The sequence below is a fragment of the Variovorax sp. RA8 genome, assembly GCF_901827175.1.
In the GTDB taxonomy this organism is placed as follows: Bacteria; Pseudomonadota; Gammaproteobacteria; order Burkholderiales; family Burkholderiaceae_C; genus Variovorax.
In genome coordinates this window covers 1,321,637-1,338,764 of the sequence record NZ_LR594662.1, presented here as the reverse complement: position 1 = coordinate 1,338,764, position 17,128 = coordinate 1,321,637, and the positions used below count along the sequence as shown (strand labels likewise).

The window sequence follows — 17,128 nt, the reverse complement described above, 5'->3', positions numbered from 1 at the left end:
CGCCCCCAGGCAGGCGGGCGGCACGCGCGCGGCACGCGTTGTATGGGCCCGGATTGCAGCTGACGCGTCCCTTTGCAGCTGATCACGGGCCGGGATTGCACCGGACCCGAGCAGCCAACAGTGCAGGCCGGTCAGACGGGCAGCGTGAAACTGAAGGTCTCGCCGCCCTCTTCGTTGGGCGAGCACCATAGCCGGCCTTCATGGGCCTCGACGATCGAGCGGCTGATGGCAAGCCCCATGCCCATCCCGGTCGGTTTGCTGCTGTAGAAGGCGTCGAAGATGCGATCGCGCTCCTGCGGGTTCAGCCCGACGCCTGCATCCCGCACGCGCACGCGCTGCATCTGGGGCCCGTCCTGGCTGACCTGCATGCTCAGGCAGCGCAGCGACGCGGGGGTCGTCGCCATTGCCTCGATGCCGTTCATCACCAGGTTGAGCATCACCTGCTGCAGCTGAACCCGGTCGCCGATCACCGGCCCCAGCACCCGCTCCTGGGGCTCGAGGTCCAGCTTGACGCCGCGCGCGCGCGCTTCGCTCTCCACCATGTCAGCCACCTCGCGCAGTAACCCGTGGAGATCGACCAGCGAGCGCTGGGTCTCGCCTCGCCGCACGAAGTCGCGGATGCTGGCGATGGCCTGGCCGGCGCGGCGCGCCTCGGCGACGATGCGTTCGATGGCGGCAACCGCCTCCTCGAGGTTCGGCGGTCGCATTGCCAGCCAGCGGACGGCGGCATGGCCGTTGGTCGCCATCGCCGCCAGCGGCTGGTTCATTGCGTGCGCGATCGATGCCGCCAATTCGCCCATGCCCACCACGCGCGCCACATGCGCGAGCTCGTCGCGGGTACGCCGCAGCGCGTCGCCCGCCTCGTGGCGCTCGCTGATGTCCTGCACCAGCGCGACGAAGCAATCCACCGAGCCGTCGCTCGCGCGCAGGCATTTGACGGCCATCGTGCAGTAGATCGCGCGACCGTCCTTGTGGATGAAGCGCTTGTCGAGCACATAGCCGTCCTGCTCGCCGGCCACCACCTGCTCGAACTGCACCTGGTCGGCGGTCAGGTCGTCTGGATGCGTGATGTCGGGCCAGCGGATGCGCATGAGTTCGTCGCGCGAATAGCCGACGATGCGGCACAGCTCGTCGTTGACTTCGATACAGCCCGCATCCGGCGCGGTGAGCGCCATGCCGATCAGGCCCAGGTCGAAATAGCGGCGAAAGCGCTCTTCGCTGGCGCGCAGCGCCTCCTCGGCCCGGGTGCGCTCGATGACGTCGGCCGCATAGCGCGCGTACAGGTCGGTGAATCGCAGCACGCCTTGCGAGAACGTGTGGGGCTTTCGGAAGTACGTGGAGATGATCCCGAGCAGCTCGCCCGTGTGGCTGATGAGCGGAGTGGACTGCACTGCCCGAAAGCCGCTGGCCGCGACGATCGCGCGGTGCGGCGCGTAGCCCGGATCGGTCATCACGTCCTCGATGACGGCCCGCTTACCACTGTGCAACGCCCGGCTGCAGGCCATGCCGTCGTCGTGGGTCCGGGCAAAATAGGCGACAAACTCCTCGGACAGCCCGCGCTGCGCCACCAGGTCGCCTCTCTCGCGTTCGACCAGATGCACGAGGCCGAAGTCGGCCCCGTGCAGCCCGATCATCGCTTCGAGCACATCCTCGAGCAGCGGCTGCAAGCCCCTGAGGGTGAGCAGCCGTGTCGAGAACTCGTGCAGGCGCCGCAAGCCCGCGGCCTCGTTGGTGGAGTCCCGCAGCGCCTGCTCGCGCTCCGTCGCCTCGCGGTCCAGGCGTGCCGCCAGGCGGGGCCTCAGCATTCGGAACAGCCTGTTCATGCTGGAGCATAGTCCTGAGCAGCATGCGCTGGAACACGCGTTCGAATGGCCGCCGTCGCGCGGCGTTCAGGCCGTCACCGTGGCGGCCTCCGCTCCTGCTTGCGCCTCTGCCTGTGTTTTCGTCTTCGTCGTGTCGGCGCCCTGCTTCGCGCCCGGCGCCGTCCCGTCGGACACCTTGTCGATGCGAAGCGCCTTCTGGACCGGGTCGTAGCCGAGCTTCACGGTCTGGCCCGCCGACACTGCGCCCTTGAGCATGGCGGTTGCGAGCCGCGATTCGACCTCCGAGCGCAGCTTGCGCTTGAGCATCCGCGCGCCGAACTCGGGGTCGTAGCCGATCTCCGCCAGGTGGTCGACCAGCGAATCGTCGAACTCGAGCTGCACGTCCTGCGCGGCCGCGGTGCGCGCCACACGCTGCAGCTGCAGCCCGACGATGGCACGGATCTCCGCCCTGCCCAGCGCGTGGAAGACCACGACCTCGTCGACCCGGTTCAGGAACTCGGGCCGGAAGTGGTGGCGCAGCAGTTCCATCAGCCGGTCGCGCAGCGCCGGGTACTCGAGAACTTCGCGATCCTTGGCCTTGAGGTTGCGCTGGATCACGTCGGAGCCGAGGTTGCTGGTGGCGATGACGATGGTGTTGGTGAAGTCGATCACTCGGCCCTTGCCGTCGGTGAGCCGCCCCTCGTCGAACAGCTGCAGCAGGATGTTGTGCACCTCGGGGTGCGCCTTCTCGATCTCGTCGAGCAGCACCACGCTGTAGGGCCGGCGCCGCACCCGCTCGGTGAGCTGGCCGCCTTCCTCGTAGCCTACGTAGCCGGGCGGCGCGCCGACCAGCCGGGCGACCGTGTGGCGCTCGGAATACTCGCTCATGTCGATGCGCACCAGCGCGTCCTCGTTGCCGAAGACCGTCGCCGCCAGTGCCTTGGCCAGCTCGGTCTTGCCGACGCCGGTAGGTCCGAGGAAGAGGAAGGTCGCGGTCGGCTTGCCGGCCTCGCCGAGGCCGGCCCGCGCCAGGCGCACGGCTTCGCTGACCGCGTGCACCGCCTCCTGCTGGCCGACCACGCGTTCACGCAGCCGGTCTTCGAGCTTGAGGAGCTTCTCGCGGTCCTCGGTCGTCAGCTCGGACACCGGCACGCCGGTAAGCGCCGAGACGATCTGCGCCACATGCTCCGCGCTCACCTCGGAGGAACTGGTGCCGCGCTTCTTCTTCCAGTCCGCGGTGGCGTCGGCGAGCTTTTTCTCCTCGGTCTTGATGCGATCGCCCAGGCCCTTGGCCTTGTCGTATTGCTTGGCCGCACCGGCGGTGTCCTGCTCCTGGCGCAGCTTGCGCATGTGGGCCTCGATCTGCTGCAGCTCCTGGGGTCGCGAGCTGGCCTGGATACGCACCCGCGCCGCCGCCTGGTCAATCAGGTCGATCGCCTTGTCGGGCAGGAAACGCGCGGCGATGTAGCGCTCGGACAGCTTCGCCGCGGCCTCGATCGCGGCCTCGCTGATCTTCACCTTGTGGTGTGCCTCCAGGCGGTCACGCAGCCCGCGCAGGATCTCGATCGTGTCCGCGACGCTGGGTTCCGGAATGTTGACCGGCTGGAAGCGCCGCTCCAGGGCTGCATCCTTTTCGATGTACTTCTGGTACTCGTTGAGCGTGGTCGCGCCGATCAGATGCAACTCGCCGCGCGCCAGCGCCGGCTTGAAGACATTGGCCACGTCCAGCCCGCCCTCGCCGCCGCCGGCGCCCGCGCCGACGATGGTGTGCAGCTCATCGATGAAGATGATCAGCTCGTCCTGCCGGTCGATGATCTCGTCGAGCACCTGCTTGATGCGCTCCTCGAACTCGCCACGGTACTTGGCGCCGGCCACGATGCTGTTGACGTTGAGTTCCAGCACGCGCTTGCCGCGCAGCACCTCGGGAACCTGGTCCTGCACGATGCGCTGGGCGAGGCCCTCGACGATCGCGGTCTTCCCGACGCCGGGTTCGCCGATCAGCACCGGGTTGTTCTTCTTGCGGCGCGCCAGCACCTCGATCGTGGTCTCGATCTCCCGGGCGCGGCCAATCACCGGGTCGAGCTTGCCCTGCCGTGCCAGCTCGCTCAGGTCGCGGCCGTACTTGTCAAGAGTTGGCGTACCGCTGCGCTGCTTGAGCTTGCCTTCTTCCGCGCCCTTGCCTACGACCTTGACGGTCTTCTGGCGCAGCGACTGCGAAGTGAGGCCGAGCTTGCGCAGCAGCTCACCGGCATAGCCGTCTTCCTCTTCAACCAGGCCGAGCAGAATGTGCTCCGGCCCGACATAGCTGTGGCCGAGCTCGCGCGACGCGATCAGCGCGTGGTCGAGCGCGCTCTTGGCGCGCGGCGAGACACCGATCTGCGGCGTCTCGCCTTCGGCGGCCTTGTGCTCGCCGCGCGGCGCGTTCTCTTCGATGTTCGACTGAATGTCGGGCGCTGACAGCTTCAACTCGCGCAGGACCTCCTGCACCACCTCGTTGTCGACCAAGGCCAACAGCAGGTGCTCGGTGTCAACCTCGTCCTTGCCGTAGGCCAGCGCCTTCTCGGCCGAGACCTGCAGCCGGTCCATCGCGGCTTCGTTCAAGAAGCTGCGCAGGTCCACCGCCTCGCGCGAGCGCTGGCGCCGCGGCGCACCGGCCCGCAGGCGCCCATTCGGACCACTGCCGCCGCCGCCGCCGGCGGCCGGCCGGTCGCCGAACAGCGAAGCGCGATCGCCGAAGAAGCTCTGGAACTCGTCGAACAACCCGCCGCGAAACAGCGATTCGAGCGGCGAGCGTTCGAAGGCACTGCCCATCGCCTCGGCATAGTGTTCGTCGCACAGCGCGACCTCGCGGGTCTTGCCGCCTTCGCGCAGGGTGAGTTGGGTGGTGGCGGGGCGTCCGCACACGTCGCACTTGGCCATGTCCGCTCCTTTTGCGGTCAGACCGCGTATTCAAACTTCGGCAACGCCTTCAGTTCTTCCTTGCTGGCCTTGGGCAGCACGGCCTTCGGCGCGATGTGCGCGAACTGGCGCACAGGAATCGCGACCAAGTGCTTGCCCATCCCGAGGAAGCCGCCGACGTTCACCACGGCGGTGGAGAGCGTCCCGTCGGGCGAAAGCACGAGGTCGTCCACCTTGCCGATCTTGTCGCCCATGTCGTTGTAGACATCCTTGTTCAGCAGCTTCGAGGCACGGTAGCCCTTGGCGACCAGCTGCGTTTCGGCGATGGTCACGCCGAGCACGGCCCGGGCAGCCACCGGTACCTCAGTTGCCTTGGCGGCCTCCGACGGTTTGGGCGTCCCGGACGACTGCGGATTCGACTGTGTTGCCTGACCACCGGCAATCTGGGCGAGGCCCAGCAGCGCGCAGGCGATGCCGGTGCGAAGAAGGTTCGAGTTCATGATGATGCCGCTCCGTTGAAAATTGAGGAAATCACTGGATCGCGAGCTTGTGCGAGGCCTTGGTGTCGCCGGCCTTCTTCGGCAGCCGCAGCGTCAGCACGCCCTGGTCGAAGCGCGCCTCGGCATGCTCGAGGTCGACGCCGTCCGGCAGCGGCAGCACGCGCTGGAAACTGCCGAAGGCCCGCTCCAGCCTATAGCAGCCCTTTTCTTCCTGCTTGGCGTCCACGCGCTTCTCGCCGCTCAAGATCAGGAAGCCGTCTTCGACGACGATCTCCAGGTCCTTCTTCTCCATGCCCGGCAACTCCGCAGTGAGGCGCAAGGCGTTGCCGTCGTCGACGACATCGACCTTCGGCTCGAACATGCCCGGACTGAAGTCGCCGAACCAGCGTCCCGCGCCGCCGAAGGGGCCGCGCAAGAGGCCGGGCAGCATGTTGAAGGGATCCAGGGCCTGGAGCAGTTGCCCCGACTCGACCCCCCCGGCGCGAGGGCGAGGCTGCGGCGAGGCCTCGGCGGCCGAGCCGCTCGATGCCGGCCGCGCCTCTGCGCTGCCCCGTGAGAACTTGAACGGATTCCATTTCTGCAGATCGATTGCCATGTCATGCTCCTTGTCGGATATGAAGATATTCAGTGCCCGCCGGCAGCCAGCGGCTGTTGCGGCGCATGGTCATGCGCTGCGCGCCGGATACGCAGACCCAGGCTCAGCAGAAGCACACCCGTGACCACGGCGTGCAGGCTGATCAGCCAGACCATGGCCAGCGCGCCCGGCCCGGGCGCGGCGAGCACCAGGGCGCCGAATAGCAGTGAGACGATGCCGCTCAACACCAGTGGCCACCTGCCGCGCAGCACGCGGCGCAGGCGGATCGCGAGTGCGATGTCGAGCGCACCGGTCAACACGGCGTTGAAGCCCATCACCAGCACGAGCACGAGGGCGCTCAGCGCGGGATAGACCAACGCATAGACGCCGGCCGCGACGCTCACGATGCCCAGCATCAGAGGCAGCCACCACTGCCGATCGCTGCGCCTCCTCGCGAAGGCGGCCACCACCGAGGCGAAGCCGCCCACCAGCGCATACGCCGCGAACATCGCCACGAACAGGATCAGCGTCAGGCCTGGCCACGCGACCGCGAGCACGCCGAACAGGATCGCGGCGGCGCCGCGCAATATCAGCATCCAGGACGCCGCGCCGTCAGCCTGCGCATTCGACGACTTGTCATTCGCCCCAGGATCTTCCTTGGTCCTCATTGCAATGCTCCTGCGTAAAAGCCGGTGGAGGATCGAGGCTAGGCCGCCGGCGACGGTCTGTCTTGCCCGATCCTGCCGTTCGTGTCGCAAAGCTGCGAGCCAGCCTCAGAGGCCGATCGTGATGCGGTTCTCGACCGCGCTGACGCCGGGCGCCTTCCAGGCCGCGCGCTCCGCTTCCTGGCGCTCGGCCCACGCGCGCACCTTGCCCTTGAGGGTGACCTTGCCGCCTTCCACCTCGACCGTGATCCGCTCGGCGTCGGTCTGCGCGCTGCGTACCAGCGCCTCCTCGACCTTCTTCTTGATGTCCGAAGGTTGCACATCGGGCTTCACCTCGATCAGGTTGCTGACGCCCTTCACGCCGGCGAGATTGCGCACGACGCGCTCGGCCTGTTGCTTCTTGTATTGCCAGGCGACCGTGCCCTTCAGGGTGACCCAGCCCTTGGAAACGGTGACATCGATCTTTTCCCGCTCCAGCAGAATGTCCCATTGCAGGGCGCGCGCTGCGGATGCGGCGATATCGGGGTCGGTGCGCTCGTAGCTGGTGCCTAGCCGGACCTCGATGTCATTGGCCACGGCTTTCACGCCGCGCACGCGATGCGTAGCCTCTTCCGCAGCCCAGCGCTTGGTGTAGGAATCGACATAGCCGGTCAGCGTGACGACGCCTTCCTTCACGGCAACGCCGATCTCGTTGGATTGCACGCGTGGTTCCCATTTCAGTTCGGCCAGCACCTCGTTCTGGATCTCGACGTCGGTACGGGCAGCGGTAGCGATGGTCATGATGTTTCCTTGTCTTTCATCCGGCGCCCGCTTGCGGAAAATGAAGTCGCCTCCGACATCAGCGCGCGGGGCGCGGCGGCGCGGCGGTCGGTCGCATCGACAGTAGGCTTGCCGACCGCTGCCGTCTTTCACAGAGCTGCGCAGCTATATCGCAGGATTGCGCGCAACGCAGGAAGCCAGTGCCGCGCGGGAGTCCAGCCGGAAGGTGCGCGGCGTGAAGCCGGTGTAGCGGCGGAACACGCCGCAGAAATGGCCCTGTGTTCCGAAGCCCGCCTGCGCCGCGACCTCGATGAGCGCCAGCTCGCTGTCGCGCAGCAGCGTCTTCGCACGCTCCACGCGCTGCATCACCACGTAGAGATGCGGCGGCTGGCCGGTTGCCTGCTTGAACATGCGGGCAAAGTGGAAAGGGCTCATGTGCACCTCGGCCGCGAGCTGCTCGACGTGGATGGGTTCGGTGATGTACTTGTCGATGAAGGCCTCGACCCGCCGCAGCTTGTGCTGCAGCAGACCGGTGCGCAACGCCGCAGTCGAAGCCGCTGCGCCAAAATGGCGCGCCAGGTGCACGGCCAGCACGCGGGCCAGCGGCTCCAGGTAGGCTGCGTTCGGCGGCCGGTCGCTCCGGAGCTCAGCCTCCAACGCGTTGCCGACCTCGCGGATGAACGGATCGAGGGCCGCATAGCGGGCCACCAGACGCGGCACCGCATTTCCGAGCGCGGCGCGGGCCTGACACGCAAAGAAGTCCGGCGCAATCCGCAACAGCAAGATGTCGGCAGGCCGCCGGCACTGCACACAGCAAACCTGGCCTTCCGAAATCAGGGCCAAGGGGTGCCCTCAGAAATGTCGCGCGCTCCTCGCCGTCGTCGGCGCGGTAGACGATGCGGACCGCCGCGTCTTCGGTGGGAATCAGGATCTCGATCGCATCCCGCCGGCGCTCGGTCTCATCGCTCGCGAACGACAGGAGCCAACCGACGCGCATTGGCGCGCCGACCGCCTCAAGCAGTGCAGGGACCATGGTCATCACCTCGCAAATGTTCCGGATGAAGGCAACCATAGGCGCTGCCGGCTCGCCATACCATGCCCCTTTGGTTTAAGCCAAAGAAGCGCTGCTCGCGCACAACCACGGCGTATCGGACTACGCCCGCTCCACCATCCTGACCAGCTCGGGCAGCGAACGCACCCCCATCTTCTTCATCAGGTTGTGCCGGTGCACCTTGACGGTGTCCTCCGCGATGCCGAGCTCGGCCGCGGCCTGCTTGTTGAGCAGGCCCTTCAAGACCAGCATCATCACCTCGTGCTCACGTGCCGACAAAGACGCCATCCGCTCGCGGATGTCGGCAAGTTCGGTGCGCTCGCGAATGCCGGCAGCATCGCGTTCGAGGGCCAGCTCGATCGCATTCAGCAACTCGGCATCGCTGAAGGGCTTGAGAAGGAACTCGACCGCCCCCGCCTTCATCGCCTTCACGCTGACCGGGACCTCGCCGTGGCCGGTCATGAAGACGATTGGCAGTGCGTCGCTGCGTTCGGCCAGTATGCGCTGCAGCTCCAGTCCGCTGGTGACCGGGAGCCGCACATCGAGCACGAGGCAAGCCGGCACATTTGGGCGCGTATGGGCTAGAAACTCTGCCGCGGTTGAGAAGGTCTGAACCTGCCATCCGATCGCGCGCATCAGGCTGCTGAGCGCTTCGCGCACGGACGCGTCGTCGTCGACGATGAACACGATCGACTTCCGGCGTTCGCGGTCGCTGGCGAATGGCATGGCACCTCCGAGGGCGCGCAAGTGTGTGCCCCGCGTGAAGTTCTGTCCAGCGCCGCCGGACCTGGTCAGTTTTGCGCAGCAATCTGGAAGACGGCCGCTTCCGCCGCGCCTACGCTGCTGGCGACGGAGAAACCCGATGAAGCGCCTGTTCCTCTTCCTCGCCACCAACCTCGCCGTGGTGCTAGTGCTGTCGGTCACGCTGCGGTTGCTGGGCGTGGACCGCTTCCTTAGCGCCAACGGGCTGGACATCGGCGCGCTGATGATCTTCTCGCTGGTGGTCGGCTTCGGCGGTTCGTTCATCTCGCTGCTGATGTCCAAGCCGCTTGCGAAATGGTCCACCGGCGCGCGGGTCATCGAGCAGCCGCAGAGCGCTGAAGAGGCCTGGCTGCTCGAGACCGTGCGCGCGCTGGCGCGACGCGCGGGCATCGGCGAGCCGGAGGTCGCGATCTATGAGGGCGCGCCGAACGCCTTCGCGACCGGCGCCTTTCGCGACGCATCACTCGTGGCCGTGTCGACCGGCCTGATGCAAACCATGAACCGCGCGGAGATGGAAGCGGTGCTCGCCCATGAAGTGTCCCATGTGGCCAACGGTGACATGGTGACCATGACCCTGATCCAAGGCGTGGTCAACACCTTCGTGGTGTTCTTCGCGCGCATCGTCGGCTACCTCGTGGACAGCCTGGTGTCGCGACGCGAGGACGACCAACACGCCGGCGGCGGAATCGGCTACTACGCGACGGTATTCCTCTGCGAGATCGTGTTCGGCATCGCCGCTTCGCTGATCGTGGCGTGGTTCTCGCGCTGGCGCGAGTTCCGCGCCGACGCAGGGTCGGCAAGCCTGTTGAAATCGCCGGAACCGATGATCCGTGCGCTGGGCCGCCTGGGCGGCATCGAGTCCGGTGGGCTGCCGCAGTCGCTGCGGACCCTGGGCATCAACAGTCCATCGTCGTGGACGCGCCTGTTCGCGAGCCATCCGCCGCTGGAGGAGCGCATCGCAGCGCTGCAGACAGGTCGGCACATGAGTTCCATCCCATGGGCGCGCTGAGGCTTCGACCATGGCCATGAGCGATGCCAGAGACCCACCGTCGCCAGCGGGGCCGGCGCTGGTGAAGATCTATGGGCGACTGGGCAACGCCGCCGCCTGGGCGATACGCGACTTCCTGCACCGCAGCGACGTGCCCTTCGAGTGGGTGCCGCTGCCGAGCGACGACAGCGCACGCAGTGAAGCGCAGGTCGACCACCTGCACGATGCGCGGCTGCCGATCTGCCTGTTCCCCGACGGCACCCGCATGGAATGCCCGACGATTCGGCAGATCACCGAGAAACTCGGCTGGTTCAGGAATCCGTCGCGCGGCGAATACGACCTGGCCATCTACGGCGCCGGGCCGGCCGGGCTGAGCGCTGCCGTGTACGCCGGGGCCGATGGCCTGTCGACCGTTCTGGTCGAGCGCCTGGCAGTCGGCGGCCAAGCCGGCAGCAGTTCGAAGATCGAGAACTATCTGGGATTTCCGCAGGGCATCAGCGGCATGGAGTTGGCGGAGCGTGCCCGCGAGCAGGCCCGCAAGTTCGGCGTCGAGATCCTGCTCGCCCGCGAAGGCGTGCACGCCGAACTGCGCCCCGGACGCGGCGTCGGCGTGCTCGAGGATGGCACTCGGATCGTCGCGCGCGCCGTGATCTGCGCCACCGGCGTGGCCTACCGGCGACTCGGCCTGCCCAACGAGAAGCAGCTGATGGGCTCGGGCCTCTACTACGGCGCTGGCGCCAGCGAGGCGCCGCTGGCGCGCGGGCAGCACGTGTTCATCGTCGGCGGTGGCAACTCGGCCGGCCAGGCAGCGATGCATTTCGCGCCGCACGCGAGCCGCGTCAGTATGGTGATCCGGGACGCATCGCTGAAGGGCACCCTGTCGCGCTACCTGATCGACCGCATCACAGCCAGTCCCAACATCGAGGTCCTTGCGCGCACGGAGGTGAGTGCGCTGCATGGCAACACCGGGCTGCGCGAGATCACGCTGCGCGACCTCGCCACCGGCGCCGAACGTCGCGTCCCAGCGCAATGGCTCTTCGTTTGCATCGGCGGCGAGCCGCAGACCCATTGGGCGGAATCGATCGGCATGGTGCGCGACGAGGCTGGCTATATCGTCACGGGTCCCGATTTGCTGCGACGCGGACAGCACCCGCCGCGGTGGCCGCTGGACCGCGACCCGTATTTCCTCGAGACCAGCATCCCGGGCGTGTTCGCTGCCGGCGACGTCCGGCACAACGCGGTGCGCCGCTGCGCATCGGCGGTAGGCGAAGGGGCGATGGCCGTGGCCTTCGTGCACCGCTTTCTCGACGCCGGCTGAGCGGCGCCTGTTCAGGGGCGGTCGGGATCCCTTCGCTCACGCGCACCGATGTCATCGTGCGCATCGGGCGATTCGATCCTGTCGTCGCGCTCGCGCAGCAGCCAGTACACGATGCCCAGCACCAGGGTCGCGCCGGCCAGTGCGGCTACCGTCTCCGGCTCGGTGGACTTCGTGTCGAGGATGATGAACTTGCGGCTGAGCGCCAGCAGGGCGATCAGCACCACCGTCTTGACCTGAACGATGCCGTTGTGTCGCAGCGCGACGCGGACGATCGAGTGGTTGAACTCCAGCGCGATCAGGAGTGTCATCACCATCCCGAACAGGCTCTGGAACACCTCGTGGTCCAACGGATCGAGTGCGCCGGTCAGAAGCAGCGGCACCACGTGCACCAGCAGCTGGACCAGCGCCAGCGCGACCAGCACCGCGATGATGAATCCGAGCGCGAAGGCGACGAGGTGCTCGAAACGCTCGTTGATTGTCATCAGCGGCCAATAGCGCCGTGTCTCGCGCAGGAACCAGGGCTTGCGTCGCGATGCCATCGGGGACCTCCTCGCTGCTGAGTGCAGGCGATTGTGCCGTGCCGGCGCCGCCCGCGTGGGCCCGCAGCTGCCTTCACCCCAGAAGCAGGACACGAACCGCAGGCCTCAGGAAGACGCGGCGCAGCTTCAGTTCCTATGCTCGACCCATCACATCCCCAACCTGCACTCTCAAGGAGGCCCCATGATGAAGATACTTCCCCTCGTCGTCGCGCTCGCTCTCGCCGCGTGCGCACAGACCGATACCAGCACCTCATCGATGGACACGGCCGATGTGCCCGCTATCCTCACGGGCGCCATGGAAGTTCCCCCGGTGCAGACGACGTCCACCGGCCGGGCGCTGATCCTCGTCGCCGACGACGGCACCGTTAGCGGCATCGTCGAAGCACCTGGCATGGACGGCGCGACGGCCCTCATCGAAGACGACGCGGACGCCGCCGTACCAGTGGTCGTCATGCTGATGCCGGTGGCCGACGGTCGCTGGGAGGTTCCCGCCAACACGCGCCTCACGCCGGCGCAGATGTCGCACCACAAGGCCGGCAAGCTCCACGCCAACGTGCGCTCCAAGGCGCACCCGAAGGGCGAGGTCCGCGCGCAGCTCAAGAGCAAGCCCGCCGCCGGCGCAACCAGCGCGGCCACCAAGTGAGTGGCAGCATGCAGCGCAGCAAGCCCGTCGCGCCGGCGCACCAGGAGCAATGACATGGACGGCTATCAATCCATTCTGGTTCACATGGACGCCTCGCCGCGCTGCGCGGAGCGGCTCGCGTTGGCGCGCAGGATCGCGCCGGCCCACGGTGCGGCAACGCTTGTCGCGCTGCTGGCCATCGAGCCGCGGTTGTTGCCCTTGCCGCTGCGCGTCGATGTCGAGGCCCTGGCCGTGCCGATCGTGCCCCAGATCGACCCCGAGCATCGCGAGTTCGCCCGCGCCCTGTTCGACGAGGCGCTGGCTTCTGGCGATCCGGCAATGACTTGGGCCGAGGTGCCGGGCGATCCGCCCGTCTGGGGCGCGGCGCAGGCCTCGCTCTATGTCGACCTGATGGTGCTGGGCCAGCATGACCCCGAAGACCCGCTGACGTCGGACGTGCCGAGCGACTTCGTGGAATCGGTCGTGATGGAAAGCGGTAAGCCGGCCCTGGTGATTCCCCATGCCGGGCGTTATCCGGTCGTCGGCCAGAACGTGCTGGTCGCATGGAAGCCCACGCGCGAATGCGCCCGCGCCGTCGCCGGCGCGCTGCCGCTGATGCGGCGCGCCAAACGCGTGCACGTCGTGTCCTGGGGACCGGACAACTACGGCCCGGCGGAGACCACCTTCGGCATCGTGCGCGCGCTGCGCTGGCATGGCATCGAGGCATCTGCGAACCGGTACCCCGACGAGCCGGACAAGCTGGGCGAGATGCTGCTGTCCCATGCCGCGGACCAGGCCAGCGATCTGCTGGTGATGGGCTGCTACGGCCACCACCGCATCCACGAGCTGCTGCTCGGCGGCGTGACGCGGACCATGCTGCGCTCGATGACGCTGCCGGTGCTGATGGCGCATTGAAGGAGGAAGGCTACATGTCAGCAGTGATCCATGCAGGCGAACGCGACTTCGACTCGACGCTCGCCGCGCAACAGCATCCGGTGCTGGTCGATTTTTCGGCCTCCTGGTGCGGACCGTGCCAGGCCATGGCCCCGGCGCTGGAGTCCTTCGCGGAGCGCCGGCGTCAGGAACTGTCTGTCGTCAAGGTCGACATCGACGAGGCGCCGTCCATTGCGGCGAAGTATGCGATCCGCTCAGTGCCGACGTTGATGCTGGTCCACCAGGGCCAGAAGCTGGCCATGCAATCGGGGATGATGAGCGAGTCGCAACTTGCCGACTTCGTCAACCGGCATCTGACGCGCAAACGCGCCGCGGTGCAGCAGGATCCGGCGCGCCCGCAGATCGACCTCGACTGGTGATGACAATCCAGATCGGCGCCGGAAGGCGGCGCGTCAGGACGCTTCCTTGCGCGCACGAAGTTCGGTGATGAATTGCTCCACAGGCGTGAAGAACGGGTTCTCGTGCAGCACGCCACCCAGGATGATGACAGGGTGCGTGCGCAGCACGTCGGCCACCAGCGAAGCGCTGGTCTTGGAAAGGTCGTACAGGCAGACCACGGTGTCGCGCCCTTTCGGCACCACATCATTGAGGCGGGCTTCGTACTCGAGGAAGTCTTCCACTCCCGGCCAGTGTTCACCGGCCCACTCGGCGTGTCCGGTGATGCGCGAAATCGAGGTCTGCGAATCGCTTGAAATATGCTGCTGGATGACCCGAGCATGCGCGCCATTCTCCTCCTCGGCACTGCGGAAGAAGGCGCAGATGTGGCGATGCATGCCCAGTGTCGAGCCCGCGATTTCGAGGGCGACCTGTTCACCCTGACCGGACCCGGAGGCAGCAGGGCCGGTGAAGCTTGAATCCATGAGGTTTCTCACGTCCGCGCGCCGCTGGTCCTTGTCGTTCCGCCGGCGCGCCGTCATTCGCTCGCAGACAGGCCCGGTTCCAACACGCTCATCCTCAGCATCGCAGAGCCCTTCTTCAGCGAGACGGCCCGTGCCGCGCTGGGCAGCGACGAGCTGAGCTTTGTCGAACCCCATGCAGCGGCCGATTCGCTGATCCGCGAAGTCGCCGACGCTGTCGACCGGGAGTTCCCGAGCCTGGACCGGCTGACGGCGAGCTTCCTGAACGCATTGGCCGCCCTGCTGACTGCGCACGTCGCCAGGAACTACGCAGCCGCGGGGCCCGCAAAGGCCGTGGCTTGCGGCGGATTGGCGGCCCACAAGATGCGCAGCGTCCGCACGTTCATCGCCGAGCACGTGGGCGAGACGATTCACGTCGAAGAGCTGGCCGATGCAGTGCACCTGAGCCCCTTTCATTTCGCGCGGATGTTCAAGCAATCGACGGGCCAGTCGCCGCACCTGCACATCCTGCTGCAGCGCATCGCGAGCTCCGGTTCCAGTCGCTGTACCAGCAGGGCCGCGCGCTCGCATTTCCCTGTGACCGCGAAGGCCATGTCGCCCTCGACCGTTTCAGCGAGCGCGCCAGGAACAACTATCTGTACGCGAGGGCAATGCTGGGGCGCGAGTACGCGTGGCCGCGGGTCGCGCTTTGCAATCTGGAGAGCCGGTGCAGAAGCTGAAGTACTTCGACCCGCATTGCCGCACGACCTGGCTGGAAGCTGTTCTTCGACGTGTCCTTCGTGATGCCGACCCGGGCGTCTTGCCGTCCGCGTCTGGACCAACAGTCAGTAACGCGCATCGCCATCAGAAGCGCCCCGGAAGGTGCTCAGTGCGCGACGGGAGAGTACGGCCGACCTTCGCACCGGCACTCGCGCAGGGCCTCCTTGTCGTGTAGCGCGATCAAGCCATAGAAGGTGAGTCCGGGCCGCAAGGTCACTGGTATGAGCATGGGAACTGGAATGTGACCGTAAACGGGGGCACCGCCAAGGGCCAGTTCCTCATACGAACGTTGGCTGGCCGACGCACAGGCGCCAAGCCCTGCGCAGTTCTCCATTGTTGGTAACCGGGCGTTTTCCAGGAAGGGCCAGTTTTCGGTGGAGTAAGGAGACCAGTTGCGCGGGCCTGCTTTTGAGAACTCGGGTGACCCGCATTGCGGATCGTGCGTGCAATAATCATTCGGCGCCCTCTGCACATGGAGCAGCCTAGTTGCGTGACGCCGCTTTAGGTGGAGTCATGAAGCTATACGAACGCTGTGCGAACGAGATTGCCGAACTGATCCGCACCGGCATGCTGCGGCCCGGCGACCGCCTGCCCTCGGTGCGCGCCACGAGTGCCGCGCGCGGCCTTAGCCGCAGCACTGTCTTCGAGGCTTACTACCTGCTCGAAACGCGCGGCCTGATCGAGGCGCGCCCCCGCTCCGGCTATTACGTGAAGACAGGCCTCGCGCACACTAAGCTGGAGGCGCCGGCGGATTCGAAGTCCGATGGAAGAGCCAGGAACGTGGACATCGGCCAGCTCGTCTTCGAGCTGCTGGGTCCGATGGCGCGCCGCGAGTTCGTCCCGCTTGGCTCGGCCTTCCTGAGCCCATCGCTGTGCCCGCTCCCGCGATTGGCGCGGCACCTCTGGACCGAGATGCGCGACCTCGAACCTTGGCGCCTGATCGAGGACCTGGCGCCCGGCAGCGAAGCGCTGCGCCGCCACATCAAGCTGCGGTACGCGATGGAAGGCATTGCCGTCGACTCCGCCGAGCTGGTGCTGACGAATGGCGGCTTGGAAGGAATGAACCTGAGCCTGCAGGCGGTCACGCGGCCCGGGGACTTGGTCGTGGTGGAGTCGCCCACCTTCTACGCGGCGCTGCAGGCGCTCGAGCGCCTGCAGCTGCGCTCGCTCGAGGTCGCGACCTCGCCGGCCCGTGGCATTGACATTGACGCGCTGGCCGCGGCGCTCGAACACCAGCGCGTCTCGGCCTGCTGGCTCATGACCAGCTTCCAGAATCCTCTGGGCAGTTCGATGCCCGAGGATCGCAAGAAAGCGCTGGTCGCTCTGCTCGCGAAGCATGCAGTTCCGCTGATCGAGGACGACGTCTATGCCGAGCTCTACTTCGGCGCGAAGAAGCCGCTGCCGGCCAAGGCCTTCGATGCCCAAGGCCTGGTGATGAATTGCGGCTCCTTCTCCAAGTGCCTGGCGCCCGGCTACCGCGTCGGATGGGTGGCCGGCGGACGCTTTGCAGCGAAGATCGAGCAGATGCGTCTTATGTACACGCTCTCGCCGGCCATCCCTTCGGAAGCCGCCATTGCGGCCTACCTCGACCAGGGCGGGTACGACCGGCACCTGCGGCGCATGCGCAAGGCGCTCGCCGGCTACCTGGCCGTGGCCATTGAAGCCGTGCAGACGCACTTCCCCGCCGGCACGCGCATGGCGGTGCCGGAAGGCGGCTATTTCTTGTGGCTCGAATTGCCCACGGCCGTCGACACGATCGAACTGCACATGCTCGCGAGAGAACACGGCATCAGCCTGTCGCCGGGGCCGTTGTTCTCCGCCGCCCGGCGCTTCAGGAACTGCGTCCGGCTGAACTACGGCCATGGCGGCGACCCGCGCTTTGTGCCCGCACTGAAGACCGTCGGTGAACTCGCGACGCAGTGCGCGGCGAGTCGCCATGCGCTGGCCGACGGACGGCACTGAAGCAAAAAGCTCCATTCTCCGGTCGGCGCCCTTGCGTAGCACGCCCAACTTTTGCGGCCTGGCAATCTGCGCCCGCCTCGCGCAACACCCCGGGTGGCCCGCTCTGCTCTCAGGCGTG

Annotated in this window: 17 protein-coding genes; 7 read left to right on the top strand and 10 right to left on the bottom strand. The window is 67.0% G+C overall.

Annotation, left to right across the window (positions count from 1 at the left end; genetic code table 11):
- Positions 1 to 131: 131 nt before the first annotated feature.
- From E5P3_RS06410 to E5P3_RS06375, 8 genes are all read right to left on the bottom strand, one after another.
- Complete coding sequence (locus E5P3_RS06410) at positions 132 to 1,805, bottom strand: sensor histidine kinase (RefSeq protein ID WP_162585215.1); 1,674 nt, start codon at positions 1,803 to 1,805, stop codon at positions 132 to 134.
- 84 nt (positions 1,806 to 1,889) lie between these two features.
- Entirely contained in the window at positions 1,890 to 4,721 is a 2,832-nt protein-coding gene (locus tag E5P3_RS06405; RefSeq protein WP_162585214.1) for an ATP-dependent Clp protease ATP-binding subunit, read from the bottom strand.
- Between the two features lie 17 nt (positions 4,722 to 4,738).
- Entirely contained in the window at positions 4,739 to 5,200 is a 462-nt protein-coding gene (locus E5P3_RS06400; RefSeq protein WP_162573888.1) for a PRC-barrel domain-containing protein, read from the bottom strand.
- Positions 5,201 to 5,231: 31 nt separating this feature from the next.
- Positions 5,232 to 5,795 carry an Hsp20/alpha crystallin family protein gene (locus E5P3_RS06395; RefSeq protein WP_162585213.1) on the bottom strand — a complete coding sequence of 188 codons (564 nt, stop codon included), beginning with the start codon at positions 5,793 to 5,795 and terminating at the stop codon, positions 5,232 to 5,234.
- Between the two features lie 29 nt (positions 5,796 to 5,824).
- Positions 5,825 to 6,442: an HdeD family acid-resistance protein gene (locus tag E5P3_RS06390; protein ID WP_162585212.1), complete on the bottom strand. Its 618-nt coding sequence runs from the start codon at positions 6,440 to 6,442 to the stop codon at positions 5,825 to 5,827.
- Positions 6,443 to 6,547: 105 nt separating this feature from the next.
- A complete protein-coding gene (locus tag E5P3_RS06385; RefSeq protein WP_162573885.1) occupies positions 6,548 to 7,219 on the bottom strand; it encodes a BON domain-containing protein in 672 nt (223 codons plus the stop codon).
- Positions 7,220 to 7,363: 144 nt separating this feature from the next.
- Complete coding sequence (locus E5P3_RS06380; RefSeq protein ID WP_162585211.1) at positions 7,364 to 7,918, bottom strand: helix-turn-helix domain-containing protein; 555 nt, start codon at positions 7,916 to 7,918, stop codon at positions 7,364 to 7,366.
- A 433-nt stretch (positions 7,919 to 8,351) separates the two neighbouring features.
- Positions 8,352 to 8,975, bottom strand: coding sequence for a response regulator transcription factor (locus E5P3_RS06375; protein WP_162585210.1), 624 nt, complete (start codon positions 8,973 to 8,975; stop codon positions 8,352 to 8,354).
- Between the two features lie 136 nt (positions 8,976 to 9,111).
- Between E5P3_RS06375 and htpX the strand changes: the two genes are divergently transcribed.
- Positions 9,112 to 10,020: a protease HtpX gene (htpX, locus tag E5P3_RS06370; RefSeq protein ID WP_162585209.1), complete on the top strand. Its 909-nt coding sequence runs from the start codon at positions 9,112 to 9,114 to the stop codon at positions 10,018 to 10,020.
- A 16-nt stretch (positions 10,021 to 10,036) separates the two neighbouring features.
- The gene (locus E5P3_RS06365) at positions 10,037 to 11,317 is read left to right on the top strand and encodes an NAD(P)/FAD-dependent oxidoreductase (RefSeq protein ID WP_162585208.1); all 1,281 of its coding nucleotides are present in this window, start codon (positions 10,037 to 10,039) and stop codon (positions 11,315 to 11,317) included.
- An 11-nt stretch (positions 11,318 to 11,328) separates the two neighbouring features.
- Here the strand turns inward: E5P3_RS06365 and E5P3_RS06360 are convergent, their stop codons facing one another.
- Positions 11,329 to 11,856, bottom strand: a complete 528-nt coding sequence (locus tag E5P3_RS06360) for a phosphate-starvation-inducible PsiE family protein (RefSeq protein WP_197893943.1) — start codon at positions 11,854 to 11,856, stop codon at positions 11,329 to 11,331.
- A 184-nt stretch (positions 11,857 to 12,040) separates the two neighbouring features.
- On the opposite strand from E5P3_RS06360, the gene E5P3_RS06355 reads away from it, so the two are divergent.
- Genes E5P3_RS06355 through trxA form a run of 3 tightly spaced genes read left to right on the top strand, consistent with a single transcriptional unit; the run spans position 12,041 to position 13,791 of the window.
- A complete protein-coding gene (locus E5P3_RS06355; protein ID WP_162585207.1) occupies positions 12,041 to 12,499 on the top strand; it encodes a CHRD domain-containing protein in 459 nt (152 codons plus the stop codon).
- A gap of 54 nt (positions 12,500 to 12,553) precedes the next feature.
- Positions 12,554 to 13,393 (top strand): universal stress protein, encoded by an 840-nt coding sequence (locus E5P3_RS06350; protein WP_162585206.1) that lies wholly within the window; start codon positions 12,554 to 12,556, stop codon positions 13,391 to 13,393.
- A gap of 14 nt (positions 13,394 to 13,407) precedes the next feature.
- Entirely contained in the window at positions 13,408 to 13,791 is a 384-nt protein-coding gene (trxA, locus tag E5P3_RS06345; RefSeq protein WP_162585205.1) for a thioredoxin, read from the top strand.
- A gap of 33 nt (positions 13,792 to 13,824) precedes the next feature.
- Here trxA and E5P3_RS35720 read toward each other — a convergent pair whose 3' ends face one another.
- Positions 13,825 to 14,787, bottom strand: coding sequence for an MEDS domain-containing protein (locus E5P3_RS35720; RefSeq protein ID WP_232073002.1), 963 nt, complete (start codon positions 14,785 to 14,787; stop codon positions 13,825 to 13,827).
- On the opposite strand from E5P3_RS35720, the gene E5P3_RS36445 reads away from it, so the two are divergent.
- Positions 14,686 to 15,072, top strand: coding sequence for an AraC family transcriptional regulator (locus E5P3_RS36445; RefSeq protein ID WP_443083236.1), 387 nt, complete (start codon positions 14,686 to 14,688; stop codon positions 15,070 to 15,072). The two genes, E5P3_RS35720 and E5P3_RS36445, sit on opposite strands and share 102 nt — an antisense overlap.
- 489 nt (positions 15,073 to 15,561) lie before the next feature.
- Positions 15,562 to 17,010 carry an aminotransferase-like domain-containing protein gene (locus E5P3_RS06330; protein WP_162585203.1) on the top strand — a complete coding sequence of 483 codons (1,449 nt, stop codon included), beginning with the start codon at positions 15,562 to 15,564 and terminating at the stop codon, positions 17,008 to 17,010.
- Positions 17,011 to 17,128: the final 118 nt, after the last annotated feature.

Bases quoted from the DNA above. Each gene is read 5' to 3' on its own strand.
- E5P3_RS06410 (WP_162585215.1), bottom strand. From the start codon at position 1,805: ATGCTGAGGCCCCGCCTGGCGGCACGCCTGGACCGCGAGGCGACGGAG.
- E5P3_RS06405 (WP_162585214.1), bottom strand. From the start codon at position 4,721: ATGGCCAAGTGCGACGTGTGCGGACGCCCCGCCACCACCCAACTCACC.
- E5P3_RS06400 (WP_162573888.1), bottom strand. From the start codon at position 5,200: ATGAACTCGAACCTTCTTCGCACCGGCATCGCCTGCGCGCTGCTGGGC.
- E5P3_RS06395 (WP_162585213.1), bottom strand. From the start codon at position 5,795: ATGGCAATCGATCTGCAGAAATGGAATCCGTTCAAGTTCTCACGGGGC.
- E5P3_RS06390 (WP_162585212.1), bottom strand. From the start codon at position 6,442: ATGAGGACCAAGGAAGATCCTGGGGCGAATGACAAGTCGTCGAATGCG.
- E5P3_RS06385 (WP_162573885.1), bottom strand. From the start codon at position 7,219: ATGACCATCGCTACCGCTGCCCGTACCGACGTCGAGATCCAGAACGAG.
- E5P3_RS06375 (WP_162585210.1), bottom strand. From the start codon at position 8,975: ATGCCATTCGCCAGCGACCGCGAACGCCGGAAGTCGATCGTGTTCATC.
- htpX (WP_162585209.1), top strand. From the start codon at position 9,112: ATGAAGCGCCTGTTCCTCTTCCTCGCCACCAACCTCGCCGTGGTGCTA.
- E5P3_RS06365 (WP_162585208.1), top strand. From the start codon at position 10,037: ATGAGCGATGCCAGAGACCCACCGTCGCCAGCGGGGCCGGCGCTGGTG.
- E5P3_RS06360 (WP_197893943.1), bottom strand. From the start codon at position 11,856: ATGGCATCGCGACGCAAGCCCTGGTTCCTGCGCGAGACACGGCGCTAT.
- E5P3_RS06355 (WP_162585207.1), top strand. From the start codon at position 12,041: ATGAAGATACTTCCCCTCGTCGTCGCGCTCGCTCTCGCCGCGTGCGCA.
- E5P3_RS06350 (WP_162585206.1), top strand. From the start codon at position 12,554: ATGGACGGCTATCAATCCATTCTGGTTCACATGGACGCCTCGCCGCGC.
- trxA (WP_162585205.1), top strand. From the start codon at position 13,408: ATGTCAGCAGTGATCCATGCAGGCGAACGCGACTTCGACTCGACGCTC.
- E5P3_RS06330 (WP_162585203.1), top strand. From the start codon at position 15,562: ATGAAGCTATACGAACGCTGTGCGAACGAGATTGCCGAACTGATCCGC.